Origin of the sequence: Enterococcus sp. B2E4, assembly GCF_030499455.1 — a bacterium.
Classification (GTDB): domain Bacteria; phylum Bacillota; class Bacilli; order Lactobacillales; family Enterococcaceae; genus Enterococcus_D; species Enterococcus_D casseliflavus.
Map to the genome: position 1 here is coordinate 146,800 of NZ_JAUKPK010000006.1, position 16,796 is coordinate 163,595.

Below are 16,796 nucleotides of genomic sequence, written 5' to 3' on the forward strand. Positions count from 1 at the left end.
GATGATCGCAGGTGGTCGCTGTTCTTGGTTATTACTCGTCACTTGCTTCGCTTTCTGGCGTCGTTGTAATCAGTTTCGCCTCGTCTTTGAGGTTTTCTGGGATAGTGATGCCCAATAACTGCGCCTGAGTTTCATTGATGATCGTTTCGCCATCGCTGAATGTATAGATCGGTGTTGTCGCAGGTTCTGCTGTCCCATCAAGAATTGCTGCCACCATCTTCCCAGTTTCCACGCCTATCGTAAATTGATCTTGTCCGACCGTTGCCAAACCGCCTTGTTCCACCATCGTGTCTACGGAAGTAATGATTGGTGTTTTTGATTTATTGGCTTCTTGAACTACGGTCTGCATAGCATTTGCGATCGTATTGTCTAACGGAATATAGATAAAATCGACTTCCCGTGCCATCACTTGCACCATTTGTGCAATTTCATTACTTGAAGGAACGGCATACGATTTGCTGGTCAAGCCATTTTCTTCGGCAGCAGCTTCTGCTTCTGCCACTTGGTATTTCGAATTGTCTTCGGTCGAAGAATACAAAATACCGACTGTTTTTGCCTCTGGCAGCAAATCTTTTGCGAGTTTGATTTGTGCAGCAACTGGTGCTTTATCGGAAACACCAGTGATATTGCCGCCGGGTTGATCCATATCTGCCACCAGATTTGCCCCAACTGGATCAGTGACCGCTCCTAAAACGATCGGTACATCCTGAGTGACATTCGCCAACGCTTGTGCTGCGGGTGTTGCCACCCCAACCAAAACGTCGGCATCTTTATTTAGCAGCTGCTGACTCATCGTTGCCAATTTGCTTTGATCCGCTTGACCGTTCTGGAATTCGATCGTCAAGTTGTCCCCTTCGGTATAGCCTGATTCTTTAAGGCCTTCTTTGATCCCCTCGGTGATCGCATCCAGTGCTTCATGACTGACAAATTGTAGGATCCCGACTGTTTTTTCAGCTTTTTCTACTGGTTCCGAAGTCTCACTAGCTTGATTGGTCCCACTTCTCATTCCTAACTGATAGACAAATGTCGCTCCTAAAAATAATAAAATAACGGCAACCGATACAATTAATCCCTTGTTTTTCATTTTTCATTCTCCTTTTTCTGCTTATGTTTTTCGTGTTTTTCATTTTATGGTTTTTGAGAACAAAAAAAGCAACTGCCTATGTGACGGCAATTGCAAGTAAGCAAAAGCCGCATAGAAGCTTGTCCTATGCGGCGATAAATTCAACTACCAGCATAGATACAGCACTTTAGAAGGTTCTCTAAAAAGTTGTATCTATGGAATGAGGTCCCATCAATACAACTATCTACGCCAGTTTTGCCATGATTTCACTTGCAATGGAATAAATAGTTTCATGATTGTTCCTCCTTCTCAACTTGTTTTCTTTCTTGATTGAATTCAGTTTAGCTTATTGATAAAAAAACGTCAACAATTTTCTGTCAAATTGTCAGATTTTTTTATCGATCATTGGCAGAAGAACGAATCGTCCACATCGGTAAACGATTCAATTCTGGGATGAATTCCGTCGTTGGCTGCTCAAATGAATCAAAGGTAAAGCGATTTTTCTCAACCCCTTCTTCATAAAAAACAAACGTCACTTTATCAGGATCAACGCTGTATTCATTGGAGAAAATAGCCGCATCATAGACGATTGGATAATAAAAAAATGTCCGATTCAGCTCATCTTCTTGCGCTTGGATCAGATCAAATACTTGATCGAGTTGAGGTCCGTTGGGCTTACTAAACATCACCGAGATCGCTCGTGTTTCACGAATCGTCTTGTCTGCAGTCAGATAAGGCAATGGCTGTACTTTTTCTGACGGCAGCTTGTCAAAAGCGATCCGATCCACTAAAGAAGCATTGATACGATTTTGAGAAAAGACGATCAAACCTGCGAAGACCAGTGCGAAAAGAATTCCCCCGATCAGCGTGAAAATCGTTTTTTTCTGATCTCGATAAAGATCATCTAAAAAAGCTTGCCAGCTTTCAACTATTTTTTCTTTCGTGTAATGAACAAAGTTCCTAACTTGTTCCATAATTTGCCCACCTTTTTTAAAAATCCTACTATTAATTCATACTATCAATTCCCTCCTAGAACGTCAAGAAACTTCACATTTCTTCGATAATTCGGTAAGATAAAAGAAAACGGTAAAGGAGTCATTATGCATAATCTAGCTGATTCATTGATGTCTGGAGCCAATCCAATCTTCGATTTCATCGTTGTCTGTTTGAACTTTCTCTCCATTTTTGTCATCGTTTGGGGTGTATTGATCGCAGGCATTGACTTTGTGCGCTACGAATTAACAGAAAAGGATCGATTGGTGGCAGCCAGAGAGAATAATTTTATCCGCAATTATTTAGGGAGTTATGTTTTATTAGGTCTGGAGATCTTGATTGCAGCAGATATTATTGAGACGATCATCCACCCTACTTTCGAAGACATCGTACGTCTAGCTGCCGTCGTTATTATTCGGACAGTCATCTCTTATTTCTTGAATAAGGAAATCGAGCGTGCACTGCAAACCACCGATCACCAACCTACCAAGAAAAAGGAAAGCTAGCTGCCATGGCTTTTCTTTGGATTCTTCGGTATAATAGATAGGAATATTTGACATTGGAAGGATCAATCCCTCAGTCAAACTATCCTTAAAAGAAAAGAGGGAAACAATATGTCTTTTGATGGTGTCTTTACCCATTTAATGGTCCAAGAATTACAAAATCAATTAACCAGTGGACGTGTAAACAAAATTCATCAACCTTATGAAAATGAGGTCGTATTTGTGATTCGTTCCCAAGGAAAAAATCACAAACTTTTGCTATCCGCACACCCCACCTATGCTCGTGTACAATGCACAACGATCGCCTATAGCAATCCAGAAACCCCACCGAATTTCTTGATGATGCTACGGAAATATTTAGAAGGGGCGATCTTAGAATCAATCGAACAAATCGACAATGACCGTGTGATCCATTTTCATTTCACGCGACGAGATGAATTAGGTGATTTGCAAGCCCTCGTCTTGATCGTCGAACTAATGGGCCGTCACAGTACGATTTTATTAATGAATAAGACGAGTGGAAAAATCGTCGATACGATCAAACACATTGGTCATTCCCAAAATACGTATCGTACCTTATTGCCAGGAGCTGTCTATGTTGCACCACCAAAGCAATCGACACTTAATCCTTTCACAGCCTCTCGCACCAAAATTTTTGAAGAATTATCTACTCTTGATCCATTGACGGCAAAAGAACTTCAACAACGATTCCAAGGCTTAGGCCGCGATACAGCAGAAGAATTGATCGCTCGAATCAATGCCAATCCCAATGAAAAACTGCGTCAGTGGGAAGCTTTCTTTACAGAGCTTACCCAGGAGCTAGCACCAAGTTATCTCCAGTCAGAGAAAAAGGAATATTTTACACCAATTCCCTATCCAACATTGATCGATGCGACCACCACTGTCACCCATTATCAGAGTCTGAGCGAGCTTTTAGATGCGTTTTATCACGACAAGGCGGAAAGAGATCGGGTCAAACAACAAGGTGGCGAAATACTGAAAAAAATTGAGAATGAACTGAAACGGAACCAGTTGAAGTTAAAGAAACGCCAACAAACGTTGATCGATTCAGAAAACGCCGAAGAATTCCGTCAAAAAGGTGAGCTTTTGACGACCTTTATGAATCAAGTCCCCCGTGGTGCTGCTTCAGTTGATTTGGAAAATTATTATGATGAGAATCGGCTTTTGACGATCAAACTCGATCCTGCTCTTTCTCCCAATCAAAATGCTCAGAAATATTTTCAACGTTACCAGAAATTAAAAAATGCAGTCAAACTGATCCATCAGCAGATTGCCGAAACGAAAGAAGAAATCGCGTATCTCGAATCCGTGTTAGCCCAATTAGAAATCGCCTCTCCCATGGATCTGGCGGTTATTCGGGAAGAACTGATCGCACAAGGCTATGTCAAAAATCGGGCGAAACAGCGTAAAAAAGCTGCTCCTTCGCAACCAGAACGATTTCTTTCTTCAGACGGAACTGAAATTTTCGTCGGAAAAAACAATTTACAAAATGACCAACTGACCTTAAAAACAGCTCGTAAGAGTGATATCTGGCTGCATACCAAAAATATTCCTGGCTCTCATGTCATCATTCGTTCGGATGATCCTAGTGAGACAACCTTAATGGAAGCTGCAGAGCTTGCCGCATATTTCTCAAAATATCGTCAATCTGCCCAAGTACCAGTGGACTACGTGCAAGTCAAACATATTCGGAAACCGAATGGTGCCAAGCCTGGATTCGTCATTTATGAGAATCAAAAAACACTTTTTGTGACACCTGATGAGGGAATTTTGAGATTAAAACAGTCCTAGCTGTTTCTAAGTTTATTCGGATCAAAAATCATAAAGTAATCAATCAAAAAACCGATCACAAGCGCGTGCCTCTTCGCAGCGCTTGTGATCGGTTTTTATGCTTTTTCGTTCTATCTACTGCTCTTTCAACAACAATTTTGCTTAGCTTGTACCACAAAAGGCAAGCCTTCTCAGAATTCAGCCATCAACATATCTGCTAGATCCGCTAGAATGGCAATTGAACATCACCTGCGGCTAATAGGTTCTGCTGGCTAATAAATCCCGCCATCCTCCCTAGTGACTTTCTTCTCAAAATCAAAATGATACAGCTTTTCCCAGTGATTGATATTCAACGTTCCTTTGGTCAAACGGATCGCTAGAAAACAACAGCCTTTATCATCCTCATTGTTAACTTCGTCGTACCAGACAAAGGCTTTGCGAATTTTGCTTCTTAATTCTGCATTTTTAGGGTCTAGCACCCACCCTAAATTCTCTCCTTGACCGATCGCAGTAAACCATTCACCACTGACAGCAATCGCAACTGCTGAATTCTTACTGATTTGCTTCATTTTGTTTGATTGCTCATGAGTTGACACGTAAAAAACGCCGTCTTCATAAAAAGCATCTACTTCTCGGACGACTGGCTGTGTTTCTCCCTTGTCATTCTCGTTACAAGAAGTCGTGGCAAGGGCGATCACATTGTCTTTAAAATGTCCGAATTTTTCTTCAAGTAGTTTTACTCCTTCTTCAAACTGAGTCATTGTACTGTTCCTCCTTACATCTCACTTCTTTTTTTAAAAGGAATCCATAATTCAACATGAACGACATGATTTTCTCTTTCTTGATAAAGCTCAGGGAAAAAATCCTCAGCAATCCACCCCTTCTTCTTTAACCAGAAACGGGTATAGCGCATCGCCTTCCCCATATTGATGATCAGTTGCTCTGAAATCGTATCAAAACTGCAAACAACGTAATCCCGAGCCGGTAGCGTCCATTCACTGAAGGTCGATCCCTGTGAGTCATCACCTACTTGGCCAACAAAGTAACTCGAATAGCCTTCTGGCGCATCTCCTGGAAACGAAACACCGATCTGGTAGTTGGCTTTTCCCGGTTGATTGGCAATCTTTTGAAGAAATTCATGCCAAATTTCTTCAATCGGGTCGATCCCTGTTCGTTGCCCTAGCATTTTCCCATAGTTGAATGGGTAGTAACCGAGGACACCATAGAAGACCAGCGGATGCGGATTGCTTTTTTTCTGGATTTCTAAAACAACCCCTTCACTGATCAATGGGATACCCTCTTCCGTCACAATATAGCCTAATGAAAGATCTGGCTTATCAAAGTTTTGTAAGCCAATGGGCTTTTTCTGATAAAGCGAGGGTGAAATTCTATAGACCGTTTTAAACGTTCTTGAAAAAACGGCATGACTGCTAAAGCCGACTTCAAAAGCGACATCAATGACTCGCTTCTTTTGGTTTTTCAATAAAAGCGCACCTCTTGCCAAACGACGCAGTTTTATATATTCCCTAACAGAAATTTTAACCAAACGAGTGAATAAGCGCTGATAATAAAAAACGGACAATGATGCAACTTGCGCCAACGTTTCGATCTCTAATGGCTCGGTAAGATTGTCTTCAATATAATCGATTGATTTTTGGATTGCCTCCCATGCATGCATATGAATTTCCTTTCTTTTACTATAAAATAATTCGCTAAAAAAGCTTTACCGTGTCTGCTCTTTTTCAATTGATTTAATTGTGTTTTATTTCACAATGAAACGAATGCTTAGAACCTGCTTATTGATTAGTTTAGCATAGCCTTTGTGCTCGATGGCTATGAAAATAAAAAAAGACGAGGATTTTCGTCTTTTTTTCCGTTCGTTTTTAAGCTATTGTATTGCTAGAAGGTTCCCACTACGTCGGGTTTTATAGGATAATCAGAAGAGAAGTCCGAAAAAAAATACGTAAAAGGAACCATTTTTATAAATCAATAGAAATAAATAGGCCGATCTTTGCGGTCTTGTAATGGGCGATTATTATTTTCTAATACTTCTTCGCGGAATTCTAAAATGAAGCGACGGCTCATCTCCCCAATCCAGTCAAAGACAAACCAGTTGATTGGCCCTTTCGTTGGTGGGGTCGTCAAGGAACCAACATAATGAAAATGGTGGGTGCGTTCTGGCAAGAACATGCTCGGATCAAACCATTGGGTGTGGTTCTCAAAGTCCCAGATGCTGTCGTCTTGCTGATTGCAGATCCAGTTGAGTTTATCCGTCAGTTTGAATAAGATACCCACCACCAAGTTTTCACCGTCATCATTCATATGAACGAGGTGAAACTCTAACTCTTGCTGCTCGTCATCGATAATGTGTTCAGACGGCATGTGAAAATGAATATCCGTCAAATAGTAGTTGATCCCTTTAAATGTGACATAGCTTTCTTTGTTATAAGGAACGAAGTGAATCGTATTTTTGAATTCTTTTTCCGTGAACCGCTCTCGTTTATAGTGAAAAGCCAAGTCCTGATCGATGGGTTCTTCGGTCTCATCGTGGACTAAAGCGATTGGGGATTGGTAAGGAAATTCGGCACCTTGTGCATACCAGTCGCACAAAGTGTGCCAATGTTCAGGTCCATTGTCTCCGGAATAACTCCAGGGAACGTCCATATTTCTTTTCAAAAAAAACAGCCTCCTAATTCAAGTTGACAGCAAGGTATAGCCCTTCCTATCAAAAAACTTTCTCCCAATGCTATCAGAAAATAGGTAAAAATAAAACGAATATGCTTGGTCATTCCCTCACATATCCGTTTCTTATTTCAATTCCTTATTCACTCAACCAAGCAGCAGGATCTTTACGCCACTCTTGTAACAGGGCAACATCAGATTCTTGAATAGCACCCGTTTCTAAAGCCGACTCGATCAACGCTGTATAGTTTGTCAAAGTCACATAGGATAAACCTGCTTGATCAAAATTTTCTTGGACTTGAGGCAGCTCGTAAGTAAAGATCGCAGCGACGCCTAATACATCGGCTCCTTCTCTTTTGGCTGCTTCACAAGCCTCTAAGACACTGCCACCTGTTGACAATAAATCTTCAATGACGACCATTTTTTGATTTGGTTGAATACGCCCTTCAATTTGATTGCCTTTACCGTGTTCTTTTGCTTTGCTGCGAATATAAACCATTGGCAAATCTAACAATTCAGCGACCCATGCAGCATGGGGAATCCCAGCTGTTGCGGTCCCTGCAATCACTTCTGCTTCTGGGTAAGTCGTTTTGATGACTGCAGCTAAGCCTTTCGCAATGGCGCGACGTACATGTGGATAACTCATAGTAATTCGATTGTCGCAGTAAATAGGGCTTTTGATGCCGCTTGCCCAAGTAAATGGTTCATTCGGTCGTAAGAAAATCGCCTCGATGTCTAAAAGATCTTTGGCGATTTGATTGGATTGTTCTTTCATTGGCTAGCTTCCTTCCATTCTTGTTTTATTTGCAGATAACTTTCATACGGTGCCTTAGATTGGGTGATTGGACGTCCCACAACGATCATGGTAGCCCCTGCTTTACGAGCTTGTGCAGGTGTCATGATCCGTTTTTGATCACCAACTTCACTGCCAGCTGGTCGGATACCAGGCGTCAAGCGTATGAAGGCATCCGTTGTCCTTTGTTTGATCTGCTTTGCTTCGTGAGCGGAGCAAACAACACCGTCTAACCCAGCTTTTTGGGCACAAGTGGCGTAATGCATGACACTTTCTTGCAGTGACGTCATGATCTGCTGATCATGATGCATTTGTGCCTCACTAGTGGAGGTCAATTGGGTAACTGCAATCAAATCAGGAACTTTGTGCCCTGCGGGGGTTCCTTGCTGCAGGCCTTTTTTAGCAGCAGTCATCATTTCGATCCCACCGGCTGCATGAACATTCGTCAAAGCCACACCTAAAGAAGCTAAGCGTTCCATTGCTCGTCCTACTGTATTGGGAATATCATGTAGTTTTAAATCTAAAAAAATATCATGACCACAGTCTTTTAACCAAGTAACGATCGCTGGTCCTTCTTGGTAGAAAATCTCCATTCCCACTTTCACAAACAACTTTTCCTCTATAGGAAATTGCGCTAAAAAAGTTTCAATAGCCTGTTTGTTAGGAAAATCTAAGGCAATAATTGGCCGTTCACTCATCACATGTGCTCCTCTCTCACTTCTTTTATCAGCTGTTCCAAAGAAGGGATTCCTAATTCTGCCATTCGTATAGGCAATTCTTCAATCAACTTTGGGCAAATGTAAGGATCGGTAAAGTTTGCGGTTCCGACTGCAACAGCACTAGCACCTGCCAGATACATTTCAAGGACATCATCCACTGACATCACGCCCCCCATGCCAATAATTGGTAATTGAGAAACTTGCGCCACTTGTTTGATCAGGCGAATCGCCACTGGTTTGATTGACGGACCAGACAAGCCCCCTGTTTGGTTAGCTAAAATTGGTTTCCGTGTTTTTAGATCGATCCGCATGCCTAAAAGTGTATTGATCATCGTAAACCCGTCGGCGCCGCCTGCTTCGATCGCTTGTGCAATTGGGACGATATCCGTCACATTCGGCGAAAGTTTGACATAGATCGGCACTTGCGAGACTTTTTTGACCGCTTCAGTCAATGCACCAGCAACCGCAGGATCGGTTCCGAACGTGATGCCGCCATGCTTGACGTTCGGGCAAGAGATATTCAATTCGATCGCTTTGACATTTTCTGCCTGACTGATTTCCTGACACACAAGAACATAATCTTCGACGGTCGAACCGGCAACATTCGCGATGATTGGCAAATCGGGGTGTTTTTGAGCTAAGTCGGGTAAAATTTGATTCATGACCGCTTCTAACCCAGGATTTTGCAACCCGATGGCATTTAACATACCGCTAGGCGTTTCTGCTACCCTTGGGGTCGGATTGCCAAAACGTGGTTCAGGTGTGGTCGCTTTGATCATCACCGCACCTAATTGACTGATGTCATAATATTTATCATATTCTGCACCAAACCCAAAACAGCCGCTGGCAGGCATGATCGGATTTTTTAGACTCAATCCGGGTAGCTCGACATTGATCGACATTAAATGACCACCTTTCTCGCCTGAAATACAGGCCCTTCGTCACAAACTTTGACACTTTTTGTGCCTTGTTCATCATCTTTCGTATGGCAAACACAGGCATAACAGGCACCCATCCCGCAAGCCATTCGCGCCTCCATGGATAATTGAACATCTGGAAGGTCTTCGAAAAGCTGGGCGGTGGTTTTTAAAAGACCGTTATTTCCGCAAGCAAAGACCGCCGCAGGTGTTTGCTCTGCAGCTAATAACAGGTTGCCAACATTTCCTTGTAAACCCGCGCTGCCATCATCGGTAGCGATCCTCGTATCTCCCAGTGCGCGAAATTCCTCTTCATAATACATAACGTCTTTGCTGGCAAAGCCCAAAAAGTGAATGACGTGGACGCCTTGTTGCGTCAGGCGTTTCGATAATTCATAGAGCGGCGGTACACCGATACCGCCCCCTACGATAAATGCAGTGTCCCCTTGGTTTAAATGATGATAGCGAAACCCATTTCCTAACGGCCCCATCACATCGATTGGATCACCAACAGTCATTTCTGAAAAAATTCTTGTGCCATCTCCTTCGACCCGATAAATGATTCGGCATTCTTTTTTCTCAGCATCGATATGATTGATACTGATCGGTCGGCGAAGAAGAAAGGCATTTTGAGGAACCCGCAGGTGTAGAAATTGCCCTGGGGTCCTCATCTCATTGACTAATTCACCCGTCAATGTCATTTCAAAAATCCGCGGTGCCAGTTGACGCTGTTTGCTGATGGTCATGATTTCTTGCTTCATCAAAAAACTCCTTTATCTGCGTTAAATTGCTTTCGTTGAAAAACTGCGGGATTCCATCACTTTTAGAATCGCATCCGCTGTATCAAGAGAAGTAAAGGTCGGTACACCATGTTCCACCGCTTCACGGCGGATGATAAATCCGTCTTCCGTTGCATTTTGGCGATCTTTGTCCATGGTATTGACTACTACTTGGGTCGTTCCTTTACGGATCAAATCAACAACCGTTTCTTCTGCTTGCTGTTCGGAAATCTTGGCAACCCGAGTCACTTGTAGTCCTTTTTCTTCAAAGTAATCGGCGGTTCCATTGGTAGCCAATAAGGTGAAGCCGACCTCTACGAAACGCGCTGCCAGTGCTGCTGCCTCTTCTTTGCTTTCGTCTGCAACGGTGAAAAGTGCTTTTCCAAATTCAGGAATATGCAGACCTGATGCCTCAAAAGCTTTATAAAGTGCTTTTGCCAAATCTTTGTCTGATCCCATTACTTCACCCGTTGATTTCATTTCAGGGCCTAAGTAAGTATCGACTTTTAAAAGTTTTGTAAAGGAGAAGACAGGTGCTTTGATGTGTACTTCATTTGGTGTTGGCGCAAGTCCGTCTTGATAACCTAATGCTGTGATCTCTTCCCCGAGAATCGCCTTCGTGGCAATTTGGGCCATTGGGATCTCTGTTACCTTGCTTAAAAATGGCACGGTTCGGCTAGCACGAGGATTTACTTCAATGACATACACTTTGTTCTCATGGATGACAAATTGGATATTCATCATACCGATACAATTTAAACCTAATGCCAAGCGTTTGGTATATTCTTCGATCGTAGCAATTAGTTCATCCGAAAGATTTTGCGGTGGATAGACCGCCATTGAATCTCCTGAATGGACCCCTGCACGCTCGATATGTTCCATGATTCCAGGAATCAAAACAGTTTTGCCGTCACAGATAGCATCGACTTCACATTCTTTACCGACCAAGTAACGATCGACCAAAACAGGATGTTCTGGTGATGCTTTCACTGCATGACGCATATAATCTTCTAAATCGGCTTGGTTTTCCACGATTTCCATCGCACGTCCCCCTAAGACATAACTTGGGCGGACTAAAACAGGATAGCCGATTTCTTGAGCGATGGCGATCGCTTCTTGTTCGTTCGTCGCTGTATCCCCTGGTGGTTGCGGAATATCTAGCGCTTGTAATGCTTGCTCAAAGAGATCACGATTTTCGGCACGATCAAGATCTTCAATGCTGGTGCCTAAGATTTTGACCCCAGCTTTTACTAAAGGCTCTGCTAAGTTGATCGCCGTTTGCCCGCCAAATTGGACGATGACCCCAATGGGTTGTTCCAAATCGATGACGTGTAAGACATCCTCTAAGGTCAATGGTTCAAAGTACAGCTTGTCGGAGATAGAAAAGTCAGTCGAAACCGTTTCAGGATTACTATTCATGATGATCGCTTCATAGCCAGCAGCTTGGATCGCTTTCACCGAGTGCACTGTTGCATAGTCGAACTCCACCCCTTGTCCGATTCGGATCGGTCCAGAACCTAGGACAAGAACAGATTCTTTTTCACTGCGCTTGCTTTCATTCTCAAACTCATAGGTACTGTAGAAATAAGGTGTTGCTGATTCAAATTCTGCGGCACATGTATCTACCATTTTGTAGACGGGCAAAATCTTTTGCTCATGACGCAGCGTGCGGATCTCAGCTTCCGTGGTTTCCCACAGCTCAGCAATCTTTTTATCCGTAAAGCCGTTTTGCTTGGCTTTTTTCAACACATCAAGGGAATGTGGTTCGTTTGCTAATGCTTGTTCGATCTCAAAGATGTGAAGCATCTTATCCAAGAAGAACAAATCGATTTTCGTCATTTCGTTCAAATCTTCGATGGTGTACCCTCTTCGGATGGCTTCCATGACGTAGAATAGGCGATCATCTTGCGCCTTGATGACTTTTTCCATCAGATCATTGTCAGAAAGAGCTTCTAATTCTTTCATTTCGATATGGTGTGTGCCGATCTCCAATGAACGAACGGCTTTTAATAATGACTCTTCAATATTACGACCGATCGCCATCACTTCACCCGTCGCTTTCATTTGTGTTCCTAATCGACGTTCCCCAGTTTCAAACTTGTCAAACGGCCAGCGAGGAATTTTTGCGACGACATAGTCAAGGGCGGGTTCAAATTCTGCATATGTCGTTTCTGTGACTGGATTTTTCATTTCATCCAATGTTAAACCGACGGCAATTTTCGCTGCCAGTTTGGCAATCGGGTACCCTGTAGCTTTACTTGCTAACGCAGAGGAACGTGAGACCCGTGGATTTACTTCAATGACATAGTAGTTGAAGCTATGAGGATCAAGCGCCAATTGAACGTTACAGCCACCTTCGATTTTTAACGCGCGGATGATTTTTAATGAGGCATCCCGTAACATTTGGTATTCATGGTCTGACAAAGTTTGGCTCGGCGCAAAGACGATGGAATCGCCGGTGTGGATACCGACTGGATCGAAGTTTTCCATATTACAAACGACGATCGCGTTGTCAGCAGAATCTCGCATCACTTCATATTCAATCTCTTTATATCCAGCAATACTCCGTTCAATCAAGCATTGGGTCACTGGCGAGAGCTTCAAGCCGTTTTCAGCGATTTGGCGAAGTTCTTCTTCATTGTTACACATGCCACCGCCCGTTCCTCCTAGCGTAAATGCTGGACGAACAATGATTGGAAAGCCGATTTTTTTCGCAAATTCAACTGCTGCTTCCACCGTTGACACGATTTCTGATTCTGGGATCGGTTGATCCAATTCTTCCATTAATTGTTTGAATAGATCTCTGTCTTCTGCCTGGTCGATTGCTGCTAATTTGGTTCCTAGCAACTCAATTCCTAATTCATCCAAAATACCTGAGTTGGCTAATTCCATCGCCATATTCAAGCCCGTTTGTCCGCCTAATGTCGGTAAAATTGCATCAGGCTGTTCTTTACGTAAAATCCGTGAGACAAACTCAAATGTGATTGGTTCAATGTAGACTTTGTCAGCAATTTCTTTGTCCGTCATGATCGTTGCGGGATTCGAATTGACTAACACCACTTCGTAGCCTTCTTCTCGTAAAGCTAAACAAGCTTGTGTACCGGCATAATCAAACTCTGCCGCTTGTCCTATAATAATCGGTCCAGAACCGATAACCATGATTTTCTTGATATCTGTACGTTTTGGCATATTAGTTCTGCTCCTTCCATGCATCGATCATCTCTAAAAATTCGTCAAATAAGTGGACTGCATCATGCGGGCCCGGTGCCGCATCTGGGTGGTATTGGACACTGAATGCTGGGTAACGGCGATGACGAACCCCTTCGATCGTGCCATCGTTCACTTCGACGTGGGTCACCATTAGTTTTTCTGGATCGATGGATGCTTCATCCACAGCAAAGCCATGGTTTTGTGAGGTAAAATCGATCCGACCAGTGGCGATCTCTCTTACCGGATGGTTTAATCCGCGGTGACCGAATTTCATTTTATAGGTATCTGCCCCATTCGCTAATGAGAAGAGCTGATGGCCTAAACAAATCCCGAAGATTGGTACCTTGCCTTGAATCCCTTGTATCATTTTAATTGCTTCTGGCAAGCTTTTGGGATCTCCTGGTCCATTCGTCAGCATTACGCCATCTGGTGCGAGGTCTAAAATTTCTTGCGCTGTCGTATTGTATGGCAAAATCGTTAAATTGCAGTTGCGGCGTGACAACTCCCGTAAAATACTGTGCTTCAAGCCGAAGTCGATGACCACGATATTGCGACCCGTTCCAGGACTTGGATAAGGTTTTGAGGTAGAAACTTGTGCCACTTGATTGGTTGGTAAAACCGCCGCTTTTAATTGATCAAAGGCATGATCAAAGACATCGCCTGCATCAACGATACTCGCTTTCATGGTCCCGTGTTGACGAATCTTTCTCGTCAGCGCTCGTGTATCGATTCCTGCGATCCCTGGAATATTTTTGCGTTTTAAAAATTCGTCTAACGTCAGCTGCTTCCGCCAATTGCTTGCTAGACGCGCGTGTTCTTTCACAACAACCCCTTTACAAGTCGGTGAAATTGATTCGTAATCGTCTCGGTTGACGCCGTAATTGCCAACCATCGGATACGTAAACGTAATGATTTGTCCGTTAAAGCTTTGATCCGTAATGGCTTCTTGATACCCTGTCATGCTTGTGGTAAAAACGATCTCACCAAAAACATTGACACTGGCACCAAACCCTTCGCCTTCAAAGTATGTTCCATCTTCTAAAATAAGCCAACGCTTCATATTATTGCCCACCTTTTTGCCATACTGTTTTACCATTTACAAATGTATAACTCGTATCCCCATATAACGTCCATCCACCGAAAGGCGTATTGACTCCTTTTGATAGGAATTGCTTAGGATCCACGTTATAAGCTGATTCTAAGTCAAAAATTGCCAGGTCGGCTTTGTCTCCGACCATCATCGTTCCAGCACTTAGACCAAAGAGCGACGCTGGTTTCACGGTCATCCAATCCACTAGCTGCTGCAAAGTAAAGCGTCCTGTTTTCACAAAATGAGTGTACAACAATTGGAAGGCATATTCTGATCCGACGATGCCAAATGGTGCTTTTAAAAAGCTTTGCATTTTTTCTTCATAGCCATGTGGGGCATGATCCGTCGCGATACAATCGATCGTGCCATCCAACAGACCTTCGATCAACGCTTCACGGTCTTCTTGCCCACGTAACGGTGGGTTCATTTTCCAAAAGCCTTCATCGGCAGGAATATCTTCATCGATGAGAAGCAAATGGTGGGGAGAAACTTCGGCTGTCACATGGATCCCAGCTTTTTTGGCATCTCGAATCACTCGAACACTTTCTTTCGTAGAGACATGGCAGACATGGTAATGGGCTCCTGTTGCTTCCGCTAAAAGCACATCCCGAGCGATTTGAGATGCTTCTGTTACACTCAAGATCCCTGGCAATCCAAGTTCTTCCGCTTTTTTACCAGCATGCATCACGCCGCCAAAGAGTAAGGAATCATCTTCTGTATGGGCAACCAATGCCAAGTCATTTTCGGCGGCTTGCTTCATTGCCAAATACATTGTGCCAGCAGTCTGAACCCCGACACCGTCATTTGTTAAGGCAAATGCCCCCGCGGCTTTCATTCCAGCTGCATCCGTCAACGTTTCGCTGCGCAAGTTTTCGGTGATCGGGGCGTATTGTAAGACATTGATTGATGCATCTGCGTTGATTTTTTCGTAAACAGCTGCTAATTTTTCTGGTGTATCAGGAACTGGGTCAAGGTTTGGCATTGCGCAAACTGTCGTAAACCCGCCACGAGCGGCTGCCATGCTGCCCGTTTCGATTGTTTCTTTGTATTCAAAGCCCGGTTCTCTGAAGTGTACATGAACATCCACTAAACCTGGTGTGATCAATTGCTCTTTGGCATCGATGACTTCGTCAAAATCTGTTTCGGGAAATGCTGTACCGATCCCGCGAATGATTCCGTCTTCGATCCAAATTGCTGCAGGAACACAGTGATTGTCTTTTTTGATGATTTTACCGTTTTTAATGAGCGTTTTCATGTAAACTTCCTCCTCTAATTCATTCCTTTTTGCCTGTTAGGCCTTACCGTTCAACACCGCTTCAAGAATTGCCATTCGAACAAAGACGCCATTGGACATCTGGGTGATGATTCGCGAGCGTAAGCTTTCAACTAAGGCATCAGCTAACTCCACATCGCGATTGACTGGTGCTGGGTGCATAATGATCGCATGCTCTTTCATTCTTGCGGCGCGTTCGACGGTCAATCCGTGATTTTTTAAGTATTCTTCTTTTGAAAAGCTTTCCGTTCCATCATGGCGCTCGTGCTGGACACGAAGCATCATCATGACATCGACTTCTGCGACCAATTCGTCGAGTGGCATCCAGTGACCGTATACTTCAAATTCTTCGTCATACCATTCCTTTGGACCTGAGAAGAAGACTTTCGCGCCGAGACGCTTCAACATTTGCATGTTTGATTTTGCGACCCGTGAGTGGGTGATGTCGCCTACGATTGCGACTTTCAAGTCGTCAAAGTGCCCGAACTCTTCATAGATTGTCATCAGATCTAGCAAACATTGCGTTGGGTGTTGGCCGCTGCCGTCCCCGCCATTGATGATACTGCACTGGATCGTTTTGCTTTGGATCAAAGAGTCGTAGTAGTTTTCATCGCCGTGGCGAATGACCGCAACGTCTACACCTAAAGCCGACATCGTCAAGACCGTGTCATACAAGGTCTCGCCTTTTTGAACAGAGCTGGTGGAGGCTTCAAATTCGATGACTTCGATCCCTAGTTTTTTCTCAGCAACATCGAAGCTTTTGTGGGTTCTGGTACTGTTCTCAAAAAAGAGATTTGTTGCGAAATATTGTTCTTTTTGGGGCATCCATTTCGCCCCTCTTTTGAATTCTTGTCCTCTGCGGATGAGTCCCATCACTTCACGGTCTGTCAATGCTTCGACCGTCAAAAGATGCTTTAAGCTGATTCTTTCGGATTGAATAATCATGAATGAATTCCTCCTTTGATTCTGTTTAGACGATGAGT

The 16,796-nt window shown here is 43.5% G+C and carries 15 protein-coding genes; 2 read left to right on the top strand and 13 right to left on the bottom strand.

Translation table 11 applies throughout. From position 1 onward, the window contains the following. Positions 1-31: 31 nt before the first annotated feature. Entirely contained in the window at positions 32-1,084 is a 1,053-nt protein-coding gene (trpX, locus tag Q1X33_RS07315) for a tryptophan ABC transporter substrate-binding protein (protein ID WP_005226104.1), read from the bottom strand. Between the two features lie 374 nt (positions 1,085-1,458). After that, complete coding sequence (locus tag Q1X33_RS07320) at positions 1,459-2,037, bottom strand: hypothetical protein (protein ID WP_005226105.1); 579 nt, start codon at positions 2,035-2,037, stop codon at positions 1,459-1,461. Positions 2,038-2,163: 126 nt separating this feature from the next. Between Q1X33_RS07320 and Q1X33_RS07325 the strand changes: the two genes are divergently transcribed. Then, a complete protein-coding gene (locus tag Q1X33_RS07325) occupies positions 2,164-2,562 on the top strand; it encodes a DUF1622 domain-containing protein (protein ID WP_010748365.1) in 399 nt (132 codons plus the stop codon). A 108-nt stretch (positions 2,563-2,670) separates the two neighbouring features. Then, positions 2,671-4,371 (top strand): fibronectin-binding protein EfbA, encoded by a 1,701-nt coding sequence (gene efbA, locus Q1X33_RS07330; RefSeq protein ID WP_005226107.1) that lies wholly within the window; start codon positions 2,671-2,673, stop codon positions 4,369-4,371. Between the two features lie 251 nt (positions 4,372-4,622). On the opposite strand, the gene Q1X33_RS07335 is transcribed toward efbA, so the two are convergent. The 11 genes from Q1X33_RS07335 to Q1X33_RS07385 form a co-directional block, all read right to left on the bottom strand. Next, on the bottom strand, positions 4,623-5,111 hold the full coding sequence (locus tag Q1X33_RS07335; protein ID WP_301969609.1) for a pyridoxamine 5'-phosphate oxidase family protein: 489 nt from the start codon (positions 5,109-5,111) through the stop codon (positions 4,623-4,625). A gap of 14 nt (positions 5,112-5,125) precedes the next feature. Next, positions 5,126-6,028, bottom strand: a complete 903-nt coding sequence (locus tag Q1X33_RS07340; RefSeq protein WP_005226109.1) for an AraC family transcriptional regulator — start codon at positions 6,026-6,028, stop codon at positions 5,126-5,128. A 308-nt stretch (positions 6,029-6,336) separates the two neighbouring features. After that, positions 6,337-7,014, bottom strand: coding sequence for a carbonic anhydrase family protein (locus tag Q1X33_RS07345; protein ID WP_017144366.1), 678 nt, complete (start codon positions 7,012-7,014; stop codon positions 6,337-6,339). Between the two features lie 157 nt (positions 7,015-7,171). Then, positions 7,172-7,807, bottom strand: a complete 636-nt coding sequence (gene pyrE / locus Q1X33_RS07350; protein WP_005226111.1) for an orotate phosphoribosyltransferase — start codon at positions 7,805-7,807, stop codon at positions 7,172-7,174. After that, on the bottom strand, positions 7,804-8,523 hold the full coding sequence (pyrF, locus tag Q1X33_RS07355) for an orotidine-5'-phosphate decarboxylase (RefSeq protein ID WP_005226112.1): 720 nt from the start codon (positions 8,521-8,523) through the stop codon (positions 7,804-7,806). The genes pyrE and pyrF overlap by 4 nt, the downstream gene beginning before the upstream one ends. After that, a complete protein-coding gene (locus tag Q1X33_RS07360; protein WP_005226113.1) occupies positions 8,523-9,446 on the bottom strand; it encodes a dihydroorotate dehydrogenase in 924 nt (307 codons plus the stop codon). The genes pyrF and Q1X33_RS07360 overlap by 1 nt, the downstream gene beginning before the upstream one ends. After that, positions 9,446-10,222, bottom strand: a complete 777-nt coding sequence (locus Q1X33_RS07365; RefSeq protein WP_005226114.1) for a dihydroorotate dehydrogenase electron transfer subunit — start codon at positions 10,220-10,222, stop codon at positions 9,446-9,448. The genes Q1X33_RS07360 and Q1X33_RS07365 overlap by 1 nt, the downstream gene beginning before the upstream one ends. 21 nt (positions 10,223-10,243) lie before the next feature. Continuing rightward, positions 10,244-13,429: a carbamoyl-phosphate synthase large subunit gene (gene carB, locus Q1X33_RS07370; RefSeq protein WP_034868615.1), complete on the bottom strand. Its 3,186-nt coding sequence runs from the start codon at positions 13,427-13,429 to the stop codon at positions 10,244-10,246. Position 13,430: 1 nt separating this feature from the next. Further along, the gene (locus Q1X33_RS07375; RefSeq protein ID WP_010748372.1) at positions 13,431-14,510 is read right to left on the bottom strand and encodes a carbamoyl phosphate synthase small subunit; all 1,080 of its coding nucleotides are present in this window, start codon (positions 14,508-14,510) and stop codon (positions 13,431-13,433) included. A 1-nt stretch (position 14,511) separates the two neighbouring features. Then, positions 14,512-15,795, bottom strand: coding sequence for a dihydroorotase (locus Q1X33_RS07380; RefSeq protein WP_005226117.1), 1,284 nt, complete (start codon positions 15,793-15,795; stop codon positions 14,512-14,514). Positions 15,796-15,831: 36 nt separating this feature from the next. Next, positions 15,832-16,758 carry an aspartate carbamoyltransferase catalytic subunit gene (locus tag Q1X33_RS07385; RefSeq protein ID WP_005226118.1) on the bottom strand — a complete coding sequence of 309 codons (927 nt, stop codon included), beginning with the start codon at positions 16,756-16,758 and terminating at the stop codon, positions 15,832-15,834. Positions 16,759-16,796 lie beyond the last annotated feature (38 nt).

What these genes read in the sequence shown, in the direction of transcription:
- carB (WP_034868615.1), bottom strand. Translation starts at nt 13,429, where the DNA reads ATGCCAAAACGTACAGATATCAAGAAAATCATGGTTATCGGTTCTGGA.
- pyrE (WP_005226111.1), bottom strand. Translation starts at nt 7,807, where the DNA reads ATGAAAGAACAATCCAATCAAATCGCCAAAGATCTTTTAGACATCGAG.
- pyrF (WP_005226112.1), bottom strand. Translation starts at nt 8,523, where the DNA reads ATGAGTGAACGGCCAATTATTGCCTTAGATTTTCCTAACAAACAGGCT.
- Q1X33_RS07325 (WP_010748365.1), top strand. Translation starts at nt 2,164, where the DNA reads ATGCATAATCTAGCTGATTCATTGATGTCTGGAGCCAATCCAATCTTC.
- Q1X33_RS07335 (WP_301969609.1), bottom strand. Translation starts at nt 5,111, where the DNA reads ATGACTCAGTTTGAAGAAGGAGTAAAACTACTTGAAGAAAAATTCGGA.
- Q1X33_RS07385 (WP_005226118.1), bottom strand. Translation starts at nt 16,758, where the DNA reads ATGATTATTCAATCCGAAAGAATCAGCTTAAAGCATCTTTTGACGGTC.
- trpX (WP_005226104.1), bottom strand. Translation starts at nt 1,084, where the DNA reads ATGAAAAACAAGGGATTAATTGTATCGGTTGCCGTTATTTTATTATTT.
- Q1X33_RS07340 (WP_005226109.1), bottom strand. Translation starts at nt 6,028, where the DNA reads ATGCATGCATGGGAGGCAATCCAAAAATCAATCGATTATATTGAAGAC.
- efbA (WP_005226107.1), top strand. Translation starts at nt 2,671, where the DNA reads ATGTCTTTTGATGGTGTCTTTACCCATTTAATGGTCCAAGAATTACAA.
- Q1X33_RS07320 (WP_005226105.1), bottom strand. Translation starts at nt 2,037, where the DNA reads ATGGAACAAGTTAGGAACTTTGTTCATTACACGAAAGAAAAAATAGTT.
- Q1X33_RS07360 (WP_005226113.1), bottom strand. Translation starts at nt 9,446, where the DNA reads ATGTCGATCAATGTCGAGCTACCCGGATTGAGTCTAAAAAATCCGATC.
- Q1X33_RS07380 (WP_005226117.1), bottom strand. Translation starts at nt 15,795, where the DNA reads ATGAAAACGCTCATTAAAAACGGTAAAATCATCAAAAAAGACAATCAC.
- Q1X33_RS07365 (WP_005226114.1), bottom strand. Translation starts at nt 10,222, where the DNA reads ATGAAGCAAGAAATCATGACCATCAGCAAACAGCGTCAACTGGCACCG.
- Q1X33_RS07345 (WP_017144366.1), bottom strand. Translation starts at nt 7,014, where the DNA reads ATGGACGTTCCCTGGAGTTATTCCGGAGACAATGGACCTGAACATTGG.
- Q1X33_RS07375 (WP_010748372.1), bottom strand. Translation starts at nt 14,510, where the DNA reads ATGAAGCGTTGGCTTATTTTAGAAGATGGAACATACTTTGAAGGCGAA.